The 16,641-nt window shown below is 70.5% G+C and carries 19 protein-coding genes and 1 pseudogene; 12 read left to right on the top strand and 8 right to left on the bottom strand.

Annotation, left to right across the window (positions count from 1 at the left end):
* Positions 1-53: 53 nt before the first annotated feature.
* The 6 genes from ACLZN2_RS30840 to ACLZN2_RS30815 all read left to right on the top strand — a co-directional run bounded on the left by ACLZN2_RS30840 (position 54) and on the right by ACLZN2_RS30815 (position 7,573).
* Positions 54-1,784: an N-acyl-D-amino-acid deacylase family protein gene (locus tag ACLZN2_RS30840; protein WP_416982673.1), complete on the top strand. Its 1,731-nt coding sequence runs from the start codon at positions 54-56 to the stop codon at positions 1,782-1,784.
* Positions 1,781-3,259, top strand: a complete 1,479-nt coding sequence (locus ACLZN2_RS30835; protein WP_416982672.1) for an aldehyde dehydrogenase family protein — start codon at positions 1,781-1,783, stop codon at positions 3,257-3,259. Before ACLZN2_RS30840 ends, ACLZN2_RS30835 begins: the two co-directional genes overlap by 4 nt.
* A gap of 196 nt (positions 3,260-3,455) precedes the next feature.
* Complete coding sequence (locus ACLZN2_RS30830) at positions 3,456-3,644, top strand: hypothetical protein (protein ID WP_416982671.1); 189 nt, start codon at positions 3,456-3,458, stop codon at positions 3,642-3,644.
* 76 nt (positions 3,645-3,720) lie between these two features.
* Positions 3,721-4,395, top strand: a complete 675-nt coding sequence (locus ACLZN2_RS30825; protein WP_416982670.1) for an ABC transporter ATP-binding protein — start codon at positions 3,721-3,723, stop codon at positions 4,393-4,395.
* Positions 4,392-6,677, top strand: a complete 2,286-nt coding sequence (locus tag ACLZN2_RS30820; protein WP_416982669.1) for an ABC transporter permease — start codon at positions 4,392-4,394, stop codon at positions 6,675-6,677. Before ACLZN2_RS30825 ends, ACLZN2_RS30820 begins: the two co-directional genes overlap by 4 nt.
* A 338-nt stretch (positions 6,678-7,015) precedes the next feature.
* Positions 7,016-7,573, top strand: a complete 558-nt coding sequence (locus tag ACLZN2_RS30815; protein ID WP_416982668.1) for a DUF3455 domain-containing protein — start codon at positions 7,016-7,018, stop codon at positions 7,571-7,573.
* A 227-nt stretch (positions 7,574-7,800) separates the two neighbouring features.
* On the opposite strand, the gene ACLZN2_RS30810 is transcribed toward ACLZN2_RS30815, so the two are convergent.
* Together ACLZN2_RS30810 and ACLZN2_RS30805 are read right to left on the bottom strand one after the other, a co-directional pair.
* A complete protein-coding gene (locus tag ACLZN2_RS30810; protein ID WP_416982667.1) occupies positions 7,801-8,031 on the bottom strand; it encodes a hypothetical protein in 231 nt (76 codons plus the stop codon).
* Between the two features lie 37 nt (positions 8,032-8,068).
* On the bottom strand, positions 8,069-8,464 hold the full coding sequence (locus tag ACLZN2_RS30805; protein ID WP_416982666.1) for a nitroreductase family deazaflavin-dependent oxidoreductase: 396 nt from the start codon (positions 8,462-8,464) through the stop codon (positions 8,069-8,071).
* Between the two features lie 91 nt (positions 8,465-8,555).
* Between ACLZN2_RS30805 and ACLZN2_RS30800 the strand changes: the two genes are divergently transcribed.
* Positions 8,556-9,386 carry an endonuclease/exonuclease/phosphatase family protein gene (locus ACLZN2_RS30800; protein WP_416982730.1) on the top strand — a complete coding sequence of 277 codons (831 nt, stop codon included), beginning with the start codon at positions 8,556-8,558 and terminating at the stop codon, positions 9,384-9,386.
* Here the strand turns inward: ACLZN2_RS30800 and ACLZN2_RS30795 are convergent.
* Both ACLZN2_RS30795 and ACLZN2_RS30790 read right to left on the bottom strand, forming a co-directional pair.
* A complete protein-coding gene (locus tag ACLZN2_RS30795; RefSeq protein WP_416982665.1) occupies positions 9,372-9,686 on the bottom strand; it encodes a DUF397 domain-containing protein in 315 nt (104 codons plus the stop codon). The two genes, ACLZN2_RS30800 and ACLZN2_RS30795, sit on opposite strands and share 15 nt — an antisense overlap.
* A 10-nt stretch (positions 9,687-9,696) precedes the next feature.
* Complete coding sequence (locus ACLZN2_RS30790) at positions 9,697-10,548, bottom strand: helix-turn-helix domain-containing protein (RefSeq protein ID WP_416982664.1); 852 nt, start codon at positions 10,546-10,548, stop codon at positions 9,697-9,699.
* A 199-nt stretch (positions 10,549-10,747) separates the two neighbouring features.
* Here ACLZN2_RS30790 and ACLZN2_RS30785 point away from each other — a divergent pair, with 199 nt between their 5' ends.
* Positions 10,748-11,530 carry an ATP-binding protein gene (locus ACLZN2_RS30785; RefSeq protein ID WP_416982663.1) on the top strand — a complete coding sequence of 261 codons (783 nt, stop codon included), beginning with the start codon at positions 10,748-10,750 and terminating at the stop codon, positions 11,528-11,530.
* Between the two features lie 37 nt (positions 11,531-11,567).
* On the opposite strand, the gene ACLZN2_RS30780 is transcribed toward ACLZN2_RS30785, so the two are convergent.
* On the bottom strand, positions 11,568-12,416 hold the full coding sequence (locus tag ACLZN2_RS30780; RefSeq protein WP_416982662.1) for a hypothetical protein: 849 nt from the start codon (positions 12,414-12,416) through the stop codon (positions 11,568-11,570).
* A gap of 71 nt (positions 12,417-12,487) precedes the next feature.
* A complete protein-coding gene (locus tag ACLZN2_RS30775) occupies positions 12,488-13,297 on the bottom strand; it encodes an SDR family NAD(P)-dependent oxidoreductase (RefSeq protein ID WP_416982661.1) in 810 nt (269 codons plus the stop codon).
* Between the two features lie 107 nt (positions 13,298-13,404).
* On the opposite strand from ACLZN2_RS30775, the gene ACLZN2_RS30770 reads away from it, so the two are divergent.
* The 4 genes from ACLZN2_RS30770 to ACLZN2_RS30755 all read left to right on the top strand — a co-directional run bounded on the left by ACLZN2_RS30770 (position 13,405) and on the right by ACLZN2_RS30755 (position 15,549).
* Positions 13,405-14,034: a TetR/AcrR family transcriptional regulator gene (locus ACLZN2_RS30770; RefSeq protein ID WP_416982660.1), complete on the top strand. Its 630-nt coding sequence runs from the start codon at positions 13,405-13,407 to the stop codon at positions 14,032-14,034.
* Between the two features lie 56 nt (positions 14,035-14,090).
* Entirely contained in the window at positions 14,091-14,507 is a 417-nt protein-coding gene (locus ACLZN2_RS30765) for a hypothetical protein (RefSeq protein WP_416982659.1), read from the top strand.
* Positions 14,508-14,568: 61 nt separating this feature from the next.
* A complete protein-coding gene (locus tag ACLZN2_RS30760; RefSeq protein WP_416982658.1) occupies positions 14,569-15,108 on the top strand; it encodes a GNAT family N-acetyltransferase in 540 nt (179 codons plus the stop codon).
* 102 nt (positions 15,109-15,210) lie between these two features.
* Complete coding sequence (locus ACLZN2_RS30755) at positions 15,211-15,549, top strand: hypothetical protein (RefSeq protein ID WP_416982657.1); 339 nt, start codon at positions 15,211-15,213, stop codon at positions 15,547-15,549.
* On the opposite strand, the gene ACLZN2_RS30750 is transcribed toward ACLZN2_RS30755, so the two are convergent.
* Together ACLZN2_RS30750 and ACLZN2_RS30745 are read right to left on the bottom strand one after the other, a co-directional pair.
* Positions 15,536-16,264, bottom strand: a complete 729-nt coding sequence (locus ACLZN2_RS30750; RefSeq protein ID WP_416982656.1) for a hypothetical protein — start codon at positions 16,262-16,264, stop codon at positions 15,536-15,538. The genes ACLZN2_RS30755 and ACLZN2_RS30750 overlap by 14 nt on opposite strands.
* 143 nt (positions 16,265-16,407) lie before the next feature.
* Positions 16,408-16,641, bottom strand: a pseudogene (locus tag ACLZN2_RS30745) (phosphoesterase); the annotation flags it as partial.

Here is a 16,641-nt window from a genome sequence, read left to right as displayed (position 1 = left end):
GTCGCGCAGTTCCCCGCGCCCCTTTTCAGTCACGGAGTTGAAAAGGGAACCCCATGCTTGATCACGTCATCAAAGGAGCGACCGTCGTCGACGGGACTGGTGCGGCCGCCTATGTCGCCGACGTCGGTATCAGGGACGGCCGAATAGCCGTGATAGGTACCGTCACCGAGGAGGCCCGGTCCTCCGAGGACGCGCACGGCCTCATCCTCGCCCCCGGGTTCGTCGACCCGCACACCCACTACGACGCCCAGCTCTTCTGGGACCCGTACGCGACCCCCTCCCTCAACCACGGTGTGACGACCGTCGCCGCCGGGAACTGTGGGTTCACGCTCGCGCCGTTGAACCCTTCCCGTCCCTCGGACGCCGACTACACCCGCCGGATGATGTCCAAGGTGGAGGGGATGTCGCTGGTGGCGTTGGAGGAGGGGGCGCCGTGGAGCTGGAGTTCGTTCGGGGAGTATATGGACGCGCTGGAGGGGCGGATCGCCGTCAACGCGGGGTTCATGGTGGGGCACTGTGCGCTGCGGCGGTATGTGATGGGGGCCGATGCGGTCGGCGGGCAGCCGAGCGCGGAGCAGCTCGACGCGATCGTACGGCTGCTGCACGAGGCCATGGACGCCGGTGCCTGGGGGTTCTCGACCACGCAGTCCTCCACGCACTCGGACGGGGACGGGCAGCCCGTCGCCTCGCGGCATGCGGGGCCGGACGAGCTGCTGGCCCTGTCCCGGGCCGTCGGTGAGCACGAGGGGACGCAGATCGAGGCGATCGTCGCGGGGTGTCTGGACCAGTTCAGCGACGCCGAGATCGATCTGTTCGTCGAGATGAGCGCGGCGGCCGGGCGGCCGCTCAACTGGAACGTGCTGACGATCGACTCGGCCGTGCCGGAGCGGGTGCCGCGGCAGCTGGTGGCGAGCGAGCGGGCGCGGAAGGCCGGGGGCCGGGTGGTGGCGCTCACCATGCCGATCCTCACGCCGATGAACATGTCCCTCGGGACGTTCTGCGCGCTGAATCTGATCCCCGGGTGGGGGGAGATCCTGGGGCTGCCCGTGCCGGAGCGGATCGAGCGCCTGGGGGATCCGGACGTGCGGGCCGAGCTGGTGCGGCGGGCCGAGTCCAGGGAGGCGGGCGTCTTCCGGCGGCTGACCAACTTCGGGCGGTACGTCATCGGCGACACCTACAGCGCGGCGAACGAGGGGCTCACCGGGCGCGTGGTGGAGGACATCGCGCGGGAGCGGGGGCTGGACCCGTTCTCCTGTCTGGTGGAGATCTGCGTGGCCGACGATCTGCGTACGGTCCTGTGGCCGATGCCCACCGACAACGATCCGGCCTCCTGGTCGATGCGTGCGGAGGCCTGGCAGCACGAGGACGTGATGCTCGGCGGCTCCGACGCCGGCGCGCATCTGGACCGCATGTGCGGGGCGCCGTACACCACGAGGTTCCTCGGGGACTGTCTGCGCGGGCGGCGGCTGGCGAGCCTCGAACAGGCGGTGAAGATGCTGACAGACGACCCGGCGCGGCTGTTCGGGCTGCGGGAGCGCGGGCGGGTGCGGGAGGGCTGGCATGCGGACCTCGTCCTGTTCGACCCGGAGCGGGTCGACGCGGGCAAGGCCACCCTGGTGCACGACCTGCCGGGTGACAGTCCGCGCCTGGACTCCAAGGCGGTGGGTGTACGGGCCGTCTGGGTCAACGGGGTCGAGGCCATTCGCGACGACGAGGTGACCGGGGCGGTGCCGGGACGGGTGCTGCGGTCGGGGCGGGACACCGAGACGGTGAGCACCCGGTGAGTTCCCGGCCGGTTTCTCAAGGGGGCGACGGGCAGCGGCTGTTCGTCGGCGGGGCGTGGGTCGAGCCGGAGGGCGGGCACTACGAGGTGACCGACCCGGCGACCGAGGAGACCGTCGGCGGGGCGCCGGAGGCCTCCCGGGAGCAGGCCCTCGCGGCCTGTGCGGCGGCCCGGGAGGCCTTCGGTCCGTGGTCGCGTACGGCACCGGAGGAGCGGGCGGCCGTGCTGGGGAGGGCCGCCGACATCATCCGGGGACACCTGGAGCCGTACGCCTCCCTCGCCCAGGCGGAGACCGGCGCCACGACGGGGACGGCCCGCGGGATGCAGGTGGGGGTGGGCGCGGCCCGTTTCCGGCGGTACGCGCGCGTGGAGCCCGCCGAGTGGGCGATCCCGCCGCAGATCAACGAGGCGGGGCCGATGGGGAAGGCGGGCGTGATGGGCGCGCTCGCCGTACGGCAGCCCGTCGGCGTCGTCGCCTGCATTACCTCGTACAACAACCCCTGGGCGAACCCGGCCGGGAAGATCGCCCCCGCCCTCGCCATGGGCAACACGGTGGTCGTGAAGCCCGCCCCGCAGGACCCCCTGTCCGTCTACCGGATGGCGGAGGCGCTGGAGGCGGCGGGGGCGCCGCGCGGGGTGGTGAACGTCGTCTCCGGGCGGTCGGTGTCGGTCGGCGAGGCCGTCGTGGAGTCGCCGGACGTGGACATGGTGAGCTTCACGGGCTCCACGGCGGTCGGGCAGCGGATCGCCGAGGTGTGCGGGCGCGACATGAAACGCCAGCTGATGGAGCTGGGCGGGAAGGGCGCGGCGCTCGTCTTCGACGACGCGGACCTCGGCTCGGCCGTCGCCGGCATCGGCACCACCTTCTCCTTCTACAGCGGCCAGATCTGCACGGCCCCGACGCGGGTACTGGCACAGCGCGGGGTGTACGGGCGTGTCGTGGAACAACTGACCGCCTACGCGGCCCGGTTGAAGGTCGGCGACCCGAGGGAACGGGACACGGTGGTCGGCCCGCTGATCTCCGCGGCGCACCGGGACCGCGTCGAGTCGTACGTCGAGCTCGGCCGGAAGGAGGGCGCGACGGTCCTCGGTACGGAGGGACGAGACCGCCTCCCCGACAGAGGCTTCTACGTCGGCCCGACCGTGCTGGCGGACTGCACGAACGACATGCGGGTCGCCCGGGAGGAGATCTTCGGCCCGGTGGTCGTCGTCATCCCCTTCGACGAGGAGGACGAGGGCGTGGCCCTGGCCAACGACAGCGACTACGGCCTCATCGACTACGTCTGGTCCGGCGACGTGGCCCGCGCCTTCCGCGTCGCCCGGCGGCTGCGCGCCGGCGGCGTCGGCGTCAACACCGTCGGCCGCAACATGGAGGCCCCGTTCGGCGGCTTCAAGAAGAGCGGAGTGGGCCGCGACGTCGGCTCGTACGCACTGCACGCCTACAGCGAGGTGCAGGCGATCGTCTGGCCGGGGTGAGTCGGGCGCCGAGTGGCCGAAAGTCGCGCTTGTCGTGGCTTGATCAAAATCAGCTGTGCCTTCGCTGTTAACGGCTGTTACTCTCCCGTCGATCCCTGGCCATGACCAGCCAGGGGGGAAGAAAAAACGGGAGGAAATCGCGGTACCGGCGCTGAGCCTGGACGACACCGACAACGGGGACGGTCACAACGTCTACATGCAGGTGCGCGTCGAGGGCTACGACTGGAGCCGGTACAACGGCAAGCAGAAGAAGACCGTTCACTTCGACCAGTTGAACTGGGACGGCGCCGCGCTCCACACCGACGACGCGTACATACGCGTCTGCCGTGACAAGGGCTCGCTGAACCCGGACAACTGCTCGCCGACCAAGCACTACCAGAGGTAAGTCGCCGCTTCGGCAGACGCTGCGGGCCCAGGGGTGCACACCTGGGCCCGCGTCGCTTCTTGGGGGAAGCAAAGGAATGTCTGAAATACTCACTGCCACGGGAGTCGACCTCTCCTACGGCAGCCAGCTCGCCGTTCGTGACGCGCATCTGTCCGTCTCGGCCGGGGAAGTCGTGGCGATCACCGGGCAGAGCGGTTCCGGCAAGTCCTCGCTGCTCTACTGCCTGGCCGGGGTTCTGCCCGTCACCCGTGGCCAGGTCCGGTTCGAGGGGCGCACGCTCGGTGATCTCACCGACGACGAGATCAGCACGCTGCGCCGGGAACGCTTCGGATTCGTCTTCCAGTACGGCGAGTTGCTGCCTGAGCTCACCGTCGAGGAGAACACCGCCCTGCCGCTGAGGCTGGCCGGGCAGCGCAAGCGCCCCGCCCTCGCGGCCGCCGGCGAGGTACTCGAGCGCCTCGGCCTCGGCGACCTGCGGGAGCGCCGGCCCGCCCAGGTTTCCGGCGGGCAGAGCCAGCGCGTCGCCGTCGCGCGTTCCCTCGTCCACCGGCCCGCCGTGGTCTTCGCGGACGAACCGACCGGGTCGCTCGACAGCGCCAACGCCGACGCCGTCCTCAAGGAGTTCCTCGACCTGGCCCGGTCGCAGGGCACCGCCGTCATTCTGGTGACCCACGACCCCGCCATCGCGGCGCAGGCCGACACCCACTACACGATGTCCGACGGCGTTCTCGGCCCACGAGGTGCGCGGTGACCGAATTCCTGCTCGGCCTGCGCCTGTTGTTCGGCTCGGGCCGCGGCAACCGCATCCGGTTCTTCCTGATGGCGGCCGGCGGGTCCATCGGGGTGTGCTGCCTCGCCCTCGTCCTCACCGTCCCGGCGATCCTCGAAGCCCACGACGCGCGCGCCGCCGCACGCCAGCCCGTCACTTCGGCGAAGGGCCCGGCGGACGGCACACTCGTCCTGCAGCGCGACGACTCCTACGGCTCCCAGTCCTTCACCCGTGTGTTCGTCGCCAAGGGCACCGGGGGCGCACGCTCGGTCCCCCCGGGACTGAGCGACCTGCCCTCCCCGGGTGAGGTGTTCGTCTCCCCACGGGTTCACGAACTGCTGCGCGAGGCACCCGCCGTCAAGGGCCTGCTGCCCGGCCGAGAGGCGGGCGTGATCGGCCCCGCCGGGCTTGCCCACCCCGACGAGCTGTACGCGTACATAGGTACCGAACGGGCCAAGATCGCCGACGACGGCCGCACCCTGAAGGACTTCGGCTACCCCTACGCCCCGTTCCCCGCCGTCGACTCCTCCACCCTCACCGACGTCCGGTTCGCCCTGGCCACGCTGGTCCTGCTGCCCCTGGCCATCTTCCTGTCCGTCTGCGCCCGGCTCTCCGCCGCCAGCCGGATGCGCCGTCTCGCCGCCCTGCGGCTGCTCGGGCTGAGTGTCAGGGGCACCCAGCGGGTGAACGCCGCCGAGACCGTCGTCGCCGCGCTGCTCGGCGCGGTGCTGGGACTGGGCGAGTACTGGGTACTCAACCAGGTGATGTCCCGGGCCGGGCTGCCCGGACTGAGGTGGTATCCGGGCGACGGTGCCCTGTCCGTGACCACCGTCGCGATCTGCCTGATCGGCTGCCCGGCCCTCGCCTGGTTCGTCGGCCGCAAGAGCGCACGTGACGCGACCGCCAACCCGCTCGCGGTCCGGCGTACGGCGGTACCACGGCCCCCGACCAAATGGGTCGGTCTGCTGCTGCTCAGCGGCCTGGGCATCGTGTGCGGCTTCTGCGCCACCGCTCTGATGGGGCGTCCCGCCTCCAGCCTCGGCCTGAACGCGGTGCTGGTGGTCGCCGGCGTCGTCCTGACCGGCGTAGGACTCGTACTCACCCTGCCGCTGCTGTCGTACGCGCTGGCGAGCCGGGTCGCGCGGACCACCCAGTCCCTGACCCTCAACCTGGCGATGCGGCGCAACGAGGCCGAGCCCGGCAGCACGATGCGGGTGGTCACCGGCCTCGTCCTGCTCGTCTACGCCGCCTCACTCGCCCAAGGTGTCCTCATCCAGCTGGAACAGGTCACCCGCCCGTACGGCCCGGTACAGGAATACTCCCTGCCCCTGTCGAAACTCAGCGCGCAGCAGCAGCGGGACCTCGCCAAGGTGCCCGGGGTCGGCGCGCACACCATCCTGATGAACTCGTGGATCGACCTCGACGACCCGGCTTCCTTCGCGTCCTCGGCCACGGCCCTGGTGGCCACCTGCGCCCAGCTGGAGCAGCTGACCGTACGCACCGAGGGCTGTGTGGACGGCAAGGTGCTGCGGCTCGTCGACCTCAACTCAAGTGTGGGATCCGAACTCAAACCAGGCACGTCGTTCCCGTTCCGCTTCCGTACCGACACCAGGCATGACGAGAACCGGAACATCGCCATGCCGGCCGAGCGTGTCGTCTACCGGGGGTACGAGGCGTCCGCGGTCGGCGGCGCGGTGCTCCTCGTCCCCCCGTCCGCCCTCCCCGCCGACGCCCGCCCGCGCGACGCGAACCTTGTGCTCGCCAGCAGCTCCGATCCCGAACAGGTGCGGGCCGCCCTGGACGGCATCGCCGCCGTCGCCCCGATCGCCGAGGTCGAGCTGGTCGGACTGAACATCCAGGGGCTGGAGCAGATCTCCGTGGTCGAGACCCTGCTGGCCCTGGGCATGATCATGGGCCTGGTCATCGGCGTGGCCGCCTTCCTGGTGTCCGTCACCGACCGGGCCGTCGAACGCCGCTCCCAGGTCACCGCCGTCACCCTGATCGGCGCGCGGGCCAGAACCATGCGGGCGGTGCAGTGCGCCCAGGTCGTGCTGCCGCTGAGTCTCGGGCTCGTCCTGGCCCTCGTGACGGGCAAACTCGCCGAGTCCAGCTATCTGATCACCGGAGGCGGCGCGGTCCGCTGGGACGTGGAGGGCATACCGCTGCTGACACTCGCTGCGGTGGGCGTCGTGGTGGCGGCCGCGGTGGGGTCGCTCCCGCTGGTGGGACGCCGAATCGATCCCGAGCTGATCCGGCGCGACTGAGACACGGGGTCGGATGACCGGGGGGGGCATGGACCGCCGCCCGGTCGTCCGGCCGGATCGAGGTGCCCTTTGGCGCCACCGGGGCTGTCCCAAGCGGGCAGACAGGGGAGTGCGAGAGGTCCACATTCGGCCGATGGGGCTGGAAATCCTCCGGCGAACCCGTAGCGTCCCGGCCCAGGGGACATGGACACGGACTGCCCATCAGTCCGATCTGCCCCTGCCACAGACTCGGGAAACATCAGACAGACAACATCGGTCGTGCACCATCGGCCGGGCAACGTCTGTCGGACCCCATCTGTCAGGCACTCCTTCGTCAGAAACCTTTGCGGAGAGCTCACTTGAAGCACGCCAAGCGTCTCGTCCTCACCACCACGGCTGTCGCCACCGCGGCCGCCGGTCTCTTCCTGGGCACCACGGCGGGCAACGCCGGCGCCACGGAGCCCGCCTCCGCCGCGGCCGCGGTGAAGGCCCCGGCCGCCCCCGCCGCCCTCGCCGTCCCCGACGGCAACAAGCTGACCGGTGTGTTCGCCGCCCACGGCGTGCAGACCTACACCTGCACCGACGGCGCCTGGAAGTTCCTGGAGCCCGCCGCCACCCTGTCCGACAAGCGAGGCCGCACCGTCGCCCTGCACTCCCGCGGCCCCGTCTGGGTGTCCACGGTGGACGGCAGCGCCGTGAACGCCTCGGCGATCGCCAACTCCCCCAAGACCGGCACCATCCCGGAGCTCCTGCTCCAGGCCACCGCCACGCGCGGCACGGGCGCCTTCGCCGATGTCTCCTACATCCAGCGCCTGAACACGACCGGCGGCGTCGCCCCGACGACCGCGTGCACGGGCACCGAGCAGGTCGGCGTCCAGTACACGGCGACGTACGCGTTCTACAAGCCCGCGAAGTGACGCGAGTCGCGAGGTAGGCGGTAAGACAGTGGCCCCCGGTGCGAGGGGGCCACTGTCGTGTCGGCGAATCCGGCCGACGACGGCCGATAACTTGTGGTGAATGAGTCTCAGCGACACGCCGTGTACGCGGCGTGTCGCTGAGACTCAGCGCACACTTGGCTCTCGCTGCGCGGGATTTCGCCAACAGCCCACGAGTGTGGCCGGAGAGCGCGTGACATGCCCCCGCTTCACCGGCCGGCTACCCGCCCCCACCGCTCCAGGGTGGCCTCCTCGCTCTCCTCGGGCTCCTCGAGCGTCGGCACTATGCCTGCCTCGGCCCGCATCCGTGCCGGCTTCTCCAGTTCCTCGGCGAGCATCTGCTGACGCAGTATGCGCGCCGTGTAGGCGGACGCATTGCCCTTGGCCTTCACGAAGGCCGCCACGTCGTCGGGCAGGCTCATCGTCATGATCACCGTCATGCCTTCACCATGTGGGACTCTCGTGGACGGCGTGGCGTCAGTGATCCAGATCCACCCGCACGGTCAGCAACTGCGTCCCCATGGCCCGTACGGCCGTGCTGTTGGCCCTGGGCAGGGTGCGCAGGCGGGCCACCGGGTCGTCGTCGGGCAGCAGGTGGGCCGTGCCGGTGTGCCAGCGCCCGCCTATCCGTACCCGCACCCGGGGATCGGCCTTGATGTTGCGGACGTACTGCGACCGCTCCCCGAACTCCGACACCAGCCAGAAGGTGTCACCGATCCGCCGGCCGCCCAGCGGGGTGCGTCGGGGCCGACCGGAGACACGGCCCGTGGTCTCCAGGAGCGTATGAAACGGCAGACGGCGCATGAGCGGATTGGCGACATGGCGCTGGAAGGCGGTGGTCGCGCGGAAGCGGAGGTCGTTGGGGCGGGACATTGGCCGGTGCACTCCTTTGGGTGAGGCTCTGCTGCTTCACTGTTTCAATGGTCGCCCCATGCGGTCGTCGTGATGAGAGCGGGTGCCTGTCGTGCGAGTGGTGACCTGGAACCTGTGGTGGCGCTTCGGACCGTGGCGCGAGCGGCAGAAGGCGATCCTGGCCGTCCTGCGCGAGCTGCGCCCCGACGTGGTCGGTCTCCAGGAGGTGTGGGCGGCGGACGGTGAGAACCTCGCGGAGTGGCTCGCAGCCGACCTGGGCCTGTACTGCGCGTGGGCCCCCTCCCCGGCCCCCGAACGCTGGCGCCGCCGCATCGGCGACGACACGGTGGACATCGGCAACGCGGTACTGAGCCGCTGGCCGGTGACCGAACAGCGGACGCTGCTCCTCCCGGCCCCGCCCGACATGGCGGACGGCCGCCAGGCGCTGTACGCGCGCGTGGCGACCCCGTCGTACGACATCCCGTTCTTCACGGTGCACCTCACCTCGGCGCCAGGCGCGTCGGCCGTCCGCTGCGAACAGGTGAGGGCGCTGGCGGAGTTCGTGTCGTCGGCCTCGGGCAACACACCGCACCCCCCGGTCGTCACCGGCGACTTCAACTCCCGCCCGGACTCCGACGAGGTCCGCCTCTTCGGCGGCTACCGCACCGCCCCGGCCGTCCCCCGCCAGATCCTCTACGACGCCTGGGACTACGCAGACCCGTCGGCACCGTCTGCGACGTGGACCCCGGAGAACCCGTACGCGGCGCGCGTCCTGGAACCCCCGGCCCGCATCGACTACATCCACGTGGGCCCACCGGGCCCGATCGGCGAGGGGCACGTCCGTGCCGTACGACGGGCGGGACTGGCCCCGGTGGACGGGGTGTGGCCGACGGACCATGCGGCGGTGGTGGCGGACCTGGCGGAGGGATCACCTGCGGGGTGACGGCCGGCCGGGGGTGAGGCTGAGGAGCAGGGCGGCGAAGGCGGAGGGGGTGGTGGTGAGGATGGTTTGGGCGGGGTCTGCGGATTCGGTGAGGTGGATGGTGCGGGGGTGGGGGCTGGCGGATATGTGGACGCAGGATTCGCCTTGGCCGCAGTAGGACGACCTCTGGGAGGTGGTGGCGACATGGACGCAGGCTTCGCCTTCTTGGCAGTAGGAGGACTTCTGGGCAGCGGCGGCGACATGGACGCACGATTCGCCCTGGGCGCAGTAGGACGACTTCTGCCATGCGTAGGCGGTCATGCGGGTCCTCTCACAGTTCGGTGGCCAGGTTGTGGATGAAGTCCCGGGTCTTCTCCGGGGACAGGGCTACGGATTCCATTCGTTGCAGCAGATTCCGGTAGGTGTCCAGTCCGGCCTCGGCATCGACGAGCGCGGGTCCGTGCGACTGGTCCAAGGAGATCGTGTCGAGCCGTGGCACGGCGCCGTGGACGTACAGGAAGGTCTGTCCGGACCCCGGATAGGCCCCGATTGCGAAGGGGATCACCCGGATGGTGATGCCGTCGCGCTCGCTCTGGGTCAGCAGGTGCCCCAGCTGGCGCTTGGCGACTGACGTCCCACCCACGGGTACGCGGAGTGCGGCTTCGTGGATGATCGCCTGATACGGCACGGGGGTGTCCTGGTCCAGTAGCGCCTGGCGCTGGAGCCGGAAGTTCACGCGCAGCTCGAGCTCGCGGCGGCTGAACTCGGGCACGGCCAGTTCGAATATGGCGCGCGAGTGGTCTGCGAGTTGGAGCAGGCCGGGGATGTGCGCCGTATTGGCTGCCTGGAGCGCGAGGGCGTAGTGCTCGGTCTCGGCCAGGTCGAGCAGTGCGGCGGGCAGCATCTCGCGGAAGGTCTCCCACCAGCCGCTCTTCCGCTCACCGGCGAGCTCGATCAGCCCGTCGAGGTAGGCGGTGTCCGAGCAACGGTAGATGCGCGCCAGCGCCCGCAACCGGTCTGCGCTCACGCCGAATCGACTTGCCTCGATGTTGCTCAGCTGTGTCTGGCTGACGCCCAGTTGACGGGCCCCCTCGGTGACGGACAGCCCTGCCCTCTCCCGGAGTCTGCGCAGCTCCGTGCCGAGGCGGAGGCGGCGGGCACTCGTGGCGGTCTTGGGGGCCAATGGCCAACTCTCCTTGGAAAGCTGAGCGTTGTTGTCACTCACACGAGGGAAAACCTCATGCGATTGCCAAAATGGGAAATGTATTAGGTGGCCGGTCGGTAGCGTACTGAACCAGGCGCCCGCCCGGAAGCGCACCGTGGGACGCCGCGGCAATGACACCAGGCACCCGTCCAACTCCCCTCAGTGATCGGAGACTTCCATGGCCACCGTATCCCCGTCCTGGAACTACACCCTGCACCTTCCCCGAGATCCACGCGCACCGGGTATCGCGCGGGGCACCCTCAGACTGATCCTCGCCGCCCATGACCTGGGCGAGCTGACCCCCACGGCGGAGCTCCTCGCGAGCGAACTGCTCACCAACTCCCACTGTCACACGAAGGGCCCGTACTCCCTCCGGGTGCTGTCCCCGCAGCCCGGCCGCCTGCGGGTCGCCGTATGGGACACGGACCCCAGGGTCCCGCCCGCCTTCTCGGCCGACACCGCCGCCGTACCGCCGCCCGACACGGAAGGCGGCCGTGGCCTGCACCTCGTGCGGGCCTGTGCCGACGAGGTCGGCGTCTCCGTACTGCGTGAGCTCGGGGCGTCGAAGGGCGGCAAGCTGCTCTGGGCGGATTGCGGAGGCGGCGTGGTGAGTACGCGCTGCCAGGCCCGGTCGGCGGGCGCGATACTGGAAGTGGAGCCATGCCCCGTTCGTCAGGACCAGACCATGAGCGCACAGCCCGAGCAGGACTGGGGAGCGATGCCTCTCCCGGAGATCCGGACCGTGGACGATCTGCGCAGTGCGCTCAGCCGCTACGGCTTCCCGGGTGACCGGGAGCGCTTCGAGGAGGAGCTGGCCGCCGCCATAGGAGCCGCACCGACCAACGACTTCGCGGGCGCGGCGGCAGTGGTACGGGCCTACCGGCACCGGATCCTGATCAGGAACTCGCCGGAGATCATGACCGCTCTGGAGGACGCGCGCGGCGGAGCCGGCCGGGCGTGAACGAGGGCTGAGTCCTCGAAGGGCCCTCACATCGGTGTCAGGGGCGCTCGAAGTACTGAAGGGCGCCGCCGAGGGAGAAGCAGGTCGCGCCGAGCAGGGTGCCCCAGTTGGCGATGTCGGCGTTGACGAGGCTGTCGGTGGCGGGGCGGGTGTAGGCGGCGATCGCCGAGATCATGAAGAGGACCGAGCCGAACTGGTTCACCGCGACGATCCACCAGCCCAGGCTGCGGCGGCGAAGGCAGGGCAGCCACCGGCCGTGGCAGATCTCGGCGAACCCGAGGTGACCGGAGAGCAGGAAGAGCATGCAGCCGATCACGTCCGGGACCCAGATCAGCCGGTTGACCTGCTGGACGCTCAGGCCTTGGAGGAAGGAGTCCAGCAGGTTGACGCCGAAGACGAGCGTGCCGACGAAGAGGACGAACACGCTCAGCCAGTCCATGCGCGTGGGCTCGTAACTCCACCAGCGCCACGGGGGAGTGACCAGCCGGCCCTCGCCGCCGGGGTCGTGGCGGGGTGCGTTGACGACCTGGAGGAGTGAGACGTATCCGCCGGTGTTGAAGAAGAGGCCCCCGGCGAAGTAGATCGAGGCGCAGGTCGTGGCGTCGCCGGAGCCGAACTGGGCGACACCCGCGCCCGCCGCGAAGAGCGCTCCGCCGATGACGAAGGCGGTCGCGGCGATGGCGTTGAGCAGGCGCAGTCGGCGGACGGCGAGCGTGTCGGCGCTGGTGTGGCTGCCGGCGGGTGCGCCGGGCGGGCGGACGGCGATGACTCCGCGCCGACGCGCGGGCCGCGACTCCCATACGGCGGTGCCGCCACCGGGAGGCCGCCAGGTGAGCCGGGTTGTGAAAGGTCCCGCACCCTCGGCGCGCTGCTCGGGCTGTCCCACGGCCCGAGACTAGACGTCTCACCACGACCCTCCCGCGACCGAAACGCGGCGCGCGGCCTGCCGCCTGCGGCCTACGCGACGGGAGCGGTACGGGCGGTCATGCGACCCAGCGTGTTCACCATCCGGCGCCGGCTGACGAGCCGCCCCGCCAGGGCCATGGCGTGGTTGAGACGGCCCGAGATCACGCTCGGTGGCGGGTTCCGCCGGTCCAGGGCCCGGAGCGCGTCGCGGACGACGTCACCGGGCTCGCTCAGCTTCGTGCCGCCCGCGGCGTCCAGCGTGCCGACGACGTCGAAGAACTCGGTCCTCGTCGCCCCGGGCGACACGGCGATGACACGCAACCCCGTGCCCCGCGACTCGTACCACAGAGCTTCCGTGAAGCTCAGGACGAACGCCTTGGTCGCCCCGTAGACGGCCATCTGCGGATCCGGCTGGTAGGCGGCCATGCTCGCGACGTTGACGAGGACGCCCCGCCCGGCGCTGCGCAGCTGCTCGATGAAGGCGCGGCTGATGTCGACGACGGCCGTCACGTCGAGGGCGATCTCCTCGCGCAGCCGGTCCGGATTCTCCCGGTGGAAGGGGCCGAACGTCCCGAACCCGGCGTTGTTGACCAGGCTCGTCACGGCCAGACCGCGACGGGCGGCCTCGGCCGCGAGAGCCTCACCGGCCAGCGGCTGCCCCAGATCGAACGGGAGGGGGACGACAGCGACGCCGTACGCGGAGACGAGCTCGGCCGCCAACGCCTCCAGCCGCTCCCGTCTCCGCGCCACCAGCACCAGATCGGATCCCCGCTCGGCGAGCTGCCGGGCGAACTCCGCGCCGATGCCGGAACTGGCACCGGTGATCAGAGTGGTCTGGCCGCGATAGTCGACCTGGGACATGCGATACCCCTCTCGGTCCTGAAGTCCTGACACCGTACGCCACTCTGGCAGTCACTGCCAGAAAAACCAAGGCTGCCCGCTGATCGGTTGCTCGATATCTTGGCCGCATGGGTAACCCGAAGCCGAAGCCGAAGCCGGATCCGTCGACGCCGCCGCCGACGCTGTGGGACCGCTCGCGCCAGGTCGCGGTCGCCGCGATCCTCGACACGGCGCTGAGGCTGTTCGCCGAGCGCGGTTACGAGGAGACGACGATCGCCCAGATCGCCAAGGAGGCCGGTATCTCCCAGCGCTCGCTCTTCCGCTACTTCGGCACCAAGGAGGACCTGGTCTGCGGCGACCAGGAGGCCTTGGGCGAGCTCCTGAAGAACACCGTCGACGCCCAGCCCGCCGACGCCTCCCCCTGGGACGCCCTGCGCGCCGGCTTCGCGGCCGTCCTGGTGGCCAACCACACCCCCGAACGCGTCCTCCAGATCAGCACCCTGATCCTCGACACCCCGTCCCTGCGCGCCCGCTCCATCGAAAAGCGCCTCCGCTGGCAGGCCGCCCTGGTCCCCGGCATCGAAGCCCGCATGGGCATCCCGAGCGGCCCGGTCCCGGACCCGCGCGCCCTCGCCGTCATCGCAACGGCCTTCGCCTGCCTGGACACGGCCACCGAACTCTGGGTGAGAACCGGCGGCAACACAGACGTCACCACGACCTACGACCAGGCCCTCACCGCCGTCCGCACCACACCCTGACCGCTTGCACCCGCCGTGTGCCAGACTTCCGCCCATGACTCACCACCGAAAGGGCCGTGCCGCGTAGGCGCCCCTCCCGCCTCAGAGCCGACAACAGGCGCTTCGCCGCACACCACCGCTACTCGAAGATCGGCCGACTCTCCGGCTCGGCCCAGGCGCAGATCGTCCGACTGGAGCGCACTCGGCTCCGCCCCGACGTGATCGAGCAGGCTCTCGCCTCCTGGACCGCCCTCGCCAGGACACCGAAGGGCCGACTCCCTTCGCCGTTCGCCGACAACTGCGGCGTCCCGGAGTGCTGCCCCCAACCGGCGGACGAACGAGAGCTACTGGAACTGGCGATCCATGCCCTGCCCAGGAAGAGCTCCCGCGAACTCCGCGCCCTGGTCACCCCCCTCGACCTGAGAATCCTCGAGCACCCCGACGCCGTCCCCTACTCCGATCCACCTCCTCGCTGGTGGCACTGCGCCTTCTGATCCCACAGGCCGGAGCGGTGACGCCCGTCGCAGACGACCGAAACGGAAGGACCCCGCGCCCATGCGACACCCGGAGCGCCACACCCGGCGCTTGTGGCTGCGTCAGTGGACAGAGGCGGACCTGGACGCTCTCGCGGAGATGGACGCGGATCCGGACGTCATGCGGTACATCGGTGACGGCTCACCCGGCACCCGTGAGCGGACCGCAGCCGCGCTGGCCCGTGCGCGTGCCGCGTGGGACGAGCGTGGGTACGGCCTGTTCGCCGCCGAGGAGAGCGTGACCGGCGAGCTGATCGGCTGGGTGGGCCTGGCCGTTCCGGCCTACCTCCCCGAGATCATGCCGACGGTGGAGATCGGCTGGCGGCTGCGACGCCGCTCGTGGGGTCGGGGCTATGCCACCGAAGCGGCCCGGGAGGTCCTGGCGTTCGCATTCGACGAGGCGGGACTCGACCGCGTCGTCAGCATCTGCCACGTCGACAACCACGCCTCGGCGCGCGTCATGACCAAGCTCGGCCTGACCTTCGACCGAACCACCCGCGTCCCCGCCCATGGGCAGCCGGTCCAGGTCATGGCGCTGTCCCGGGAGGACTATCACTCCTAGGGCCTCGCCACACATACTTGGCGACGGTTCGAGAACATGGGGGGACGGACGATGGTGGAAGCGGGGCCGCCGGCTCCTGTGAGGTCCTGGTCTGCGGGAGTCGTGTCCGGCGTCGTCGTCGGAGGGCTGACGGCGGTGGTCTGCGTCGTGGCCATCGGGCGGGTCTGGACGGCATGCGACATCGGCTCCGGCGCGGCGGCCGACAGCATGACGTTGCTCCTTCTCGCCCCTGTCATATGGGTCACCGCGGCCGTTCCGTGGGTCGTCCTGCAGGGCACCCTCGGCAGACGTCACCCCAGGGCGGCGCTGGCCGCAGGGCTCGTCTTCGCTGTGTGGTTCGCCTGGTTCCTGGTGACGTGGCTCGGCATGATCGACTCCTACCCTGCCCCGTCGTGCCCGGGAAACGTTCCGCCCTGGTGGCCGGAGTTCATCCCGACATAGCCGACTTCGGGCGCCGTCGGGGATAGCGGTGGATTTCCCACGCCGTGTAGCCCATGAGCGGTACGAGGACCGTCGGGACGATCCACCAGGGGATGCCCCACCACACCGACAGAAGGCCCAGTACGGGGCAGGCGATCGAGATGGTGATCAGCAGGGGCTTGCCGAAACCTCGCCAGGGGAGCGGGCGGGGGGTGTGGGGCCTGGTCAGGCGGGCTGTGCCGGTGGCCAGGCCGAGGGCCGAGAGGAGGGCGGCGAAGGTGCCGAGGGCGGCGGGCATCTGGGGTTCGTCGCGGGGCTCGTCGCCGGACTTCTGCCGGATGCCGTCGCGGCTGAGCGACATGATGTCGCCCCGCCAGACCGTGCCGGTGACCCGGTCGCCCGGTTCGAGCCGTTCCAGCAGCGGGGTCGAGTCGCCGAAGCCCAGGACGCCGTTCCAGAAGGGCGCTCCGGAGAGGGTGGCCTGGTACGTGCCGTTCCTGCCGCCCTTGATCTTCGTCCTGTCCACCGTGAAGGTGACCTCGCGGAGGCAGTCCTCGTACTCCTGCGGTGAGGTTCCCGCAGCGCAGGACTCGGCGTTCGCGTAGTCCCGGTAGCGCTCCATGTCGTCGGGGAGCCAGATGGTGAAGATGAAGTAGCAGGCCAGGGCCGGGATCAGAGACAGTGTCAGGAGCAGTGCGCCCCAGATTCTCGTGCGAGTGATGTTCTTGCCCGACACGTCCGTCGTTCCCCCCGCCTTGTCGGATCAGTCCCTCGCGCCAGCTTCTCCCCGGCAGGACCAGGCAGACAAGGCGGGCGGCAGGCAGTCAAGTGCCGCACCGCCTTGCCGGGCCCCGGCAATCCCGGAGGAGAGAGACTCAGGGTGTCGGCGTCCACCCGCAACCGCTCGCCGATGCCCGCCTGTTCACCTCTCCCGCCCGTCACCGTGAAGGACAGCGACACCGCGCTCGACTCCGCCACGTAGACCCGGCCCGCCCGGATGCTGTCCTGGATCGCGTCCCGGGTGAGCGCGTCCGCCGGCGCCACCGTCTGGGGGAGCCCTACGACGTCCGGGTCCCGGTGGGCGTCACCGTTGCCCACCGCCGGAAGCCACCA

Source organism: Streptomyces sp. T028 (assembly GCF_048159505.1).
GTDB lineage: Bacteria > Actinomycetota > Actinomycetes > Streptomycetales > Streptomycetaceae > Streptomyces.
Note: the sequence above shows the minus strand (reverse complement) of the source record. Positions and strands in the feature narration are given on the sequence as shown.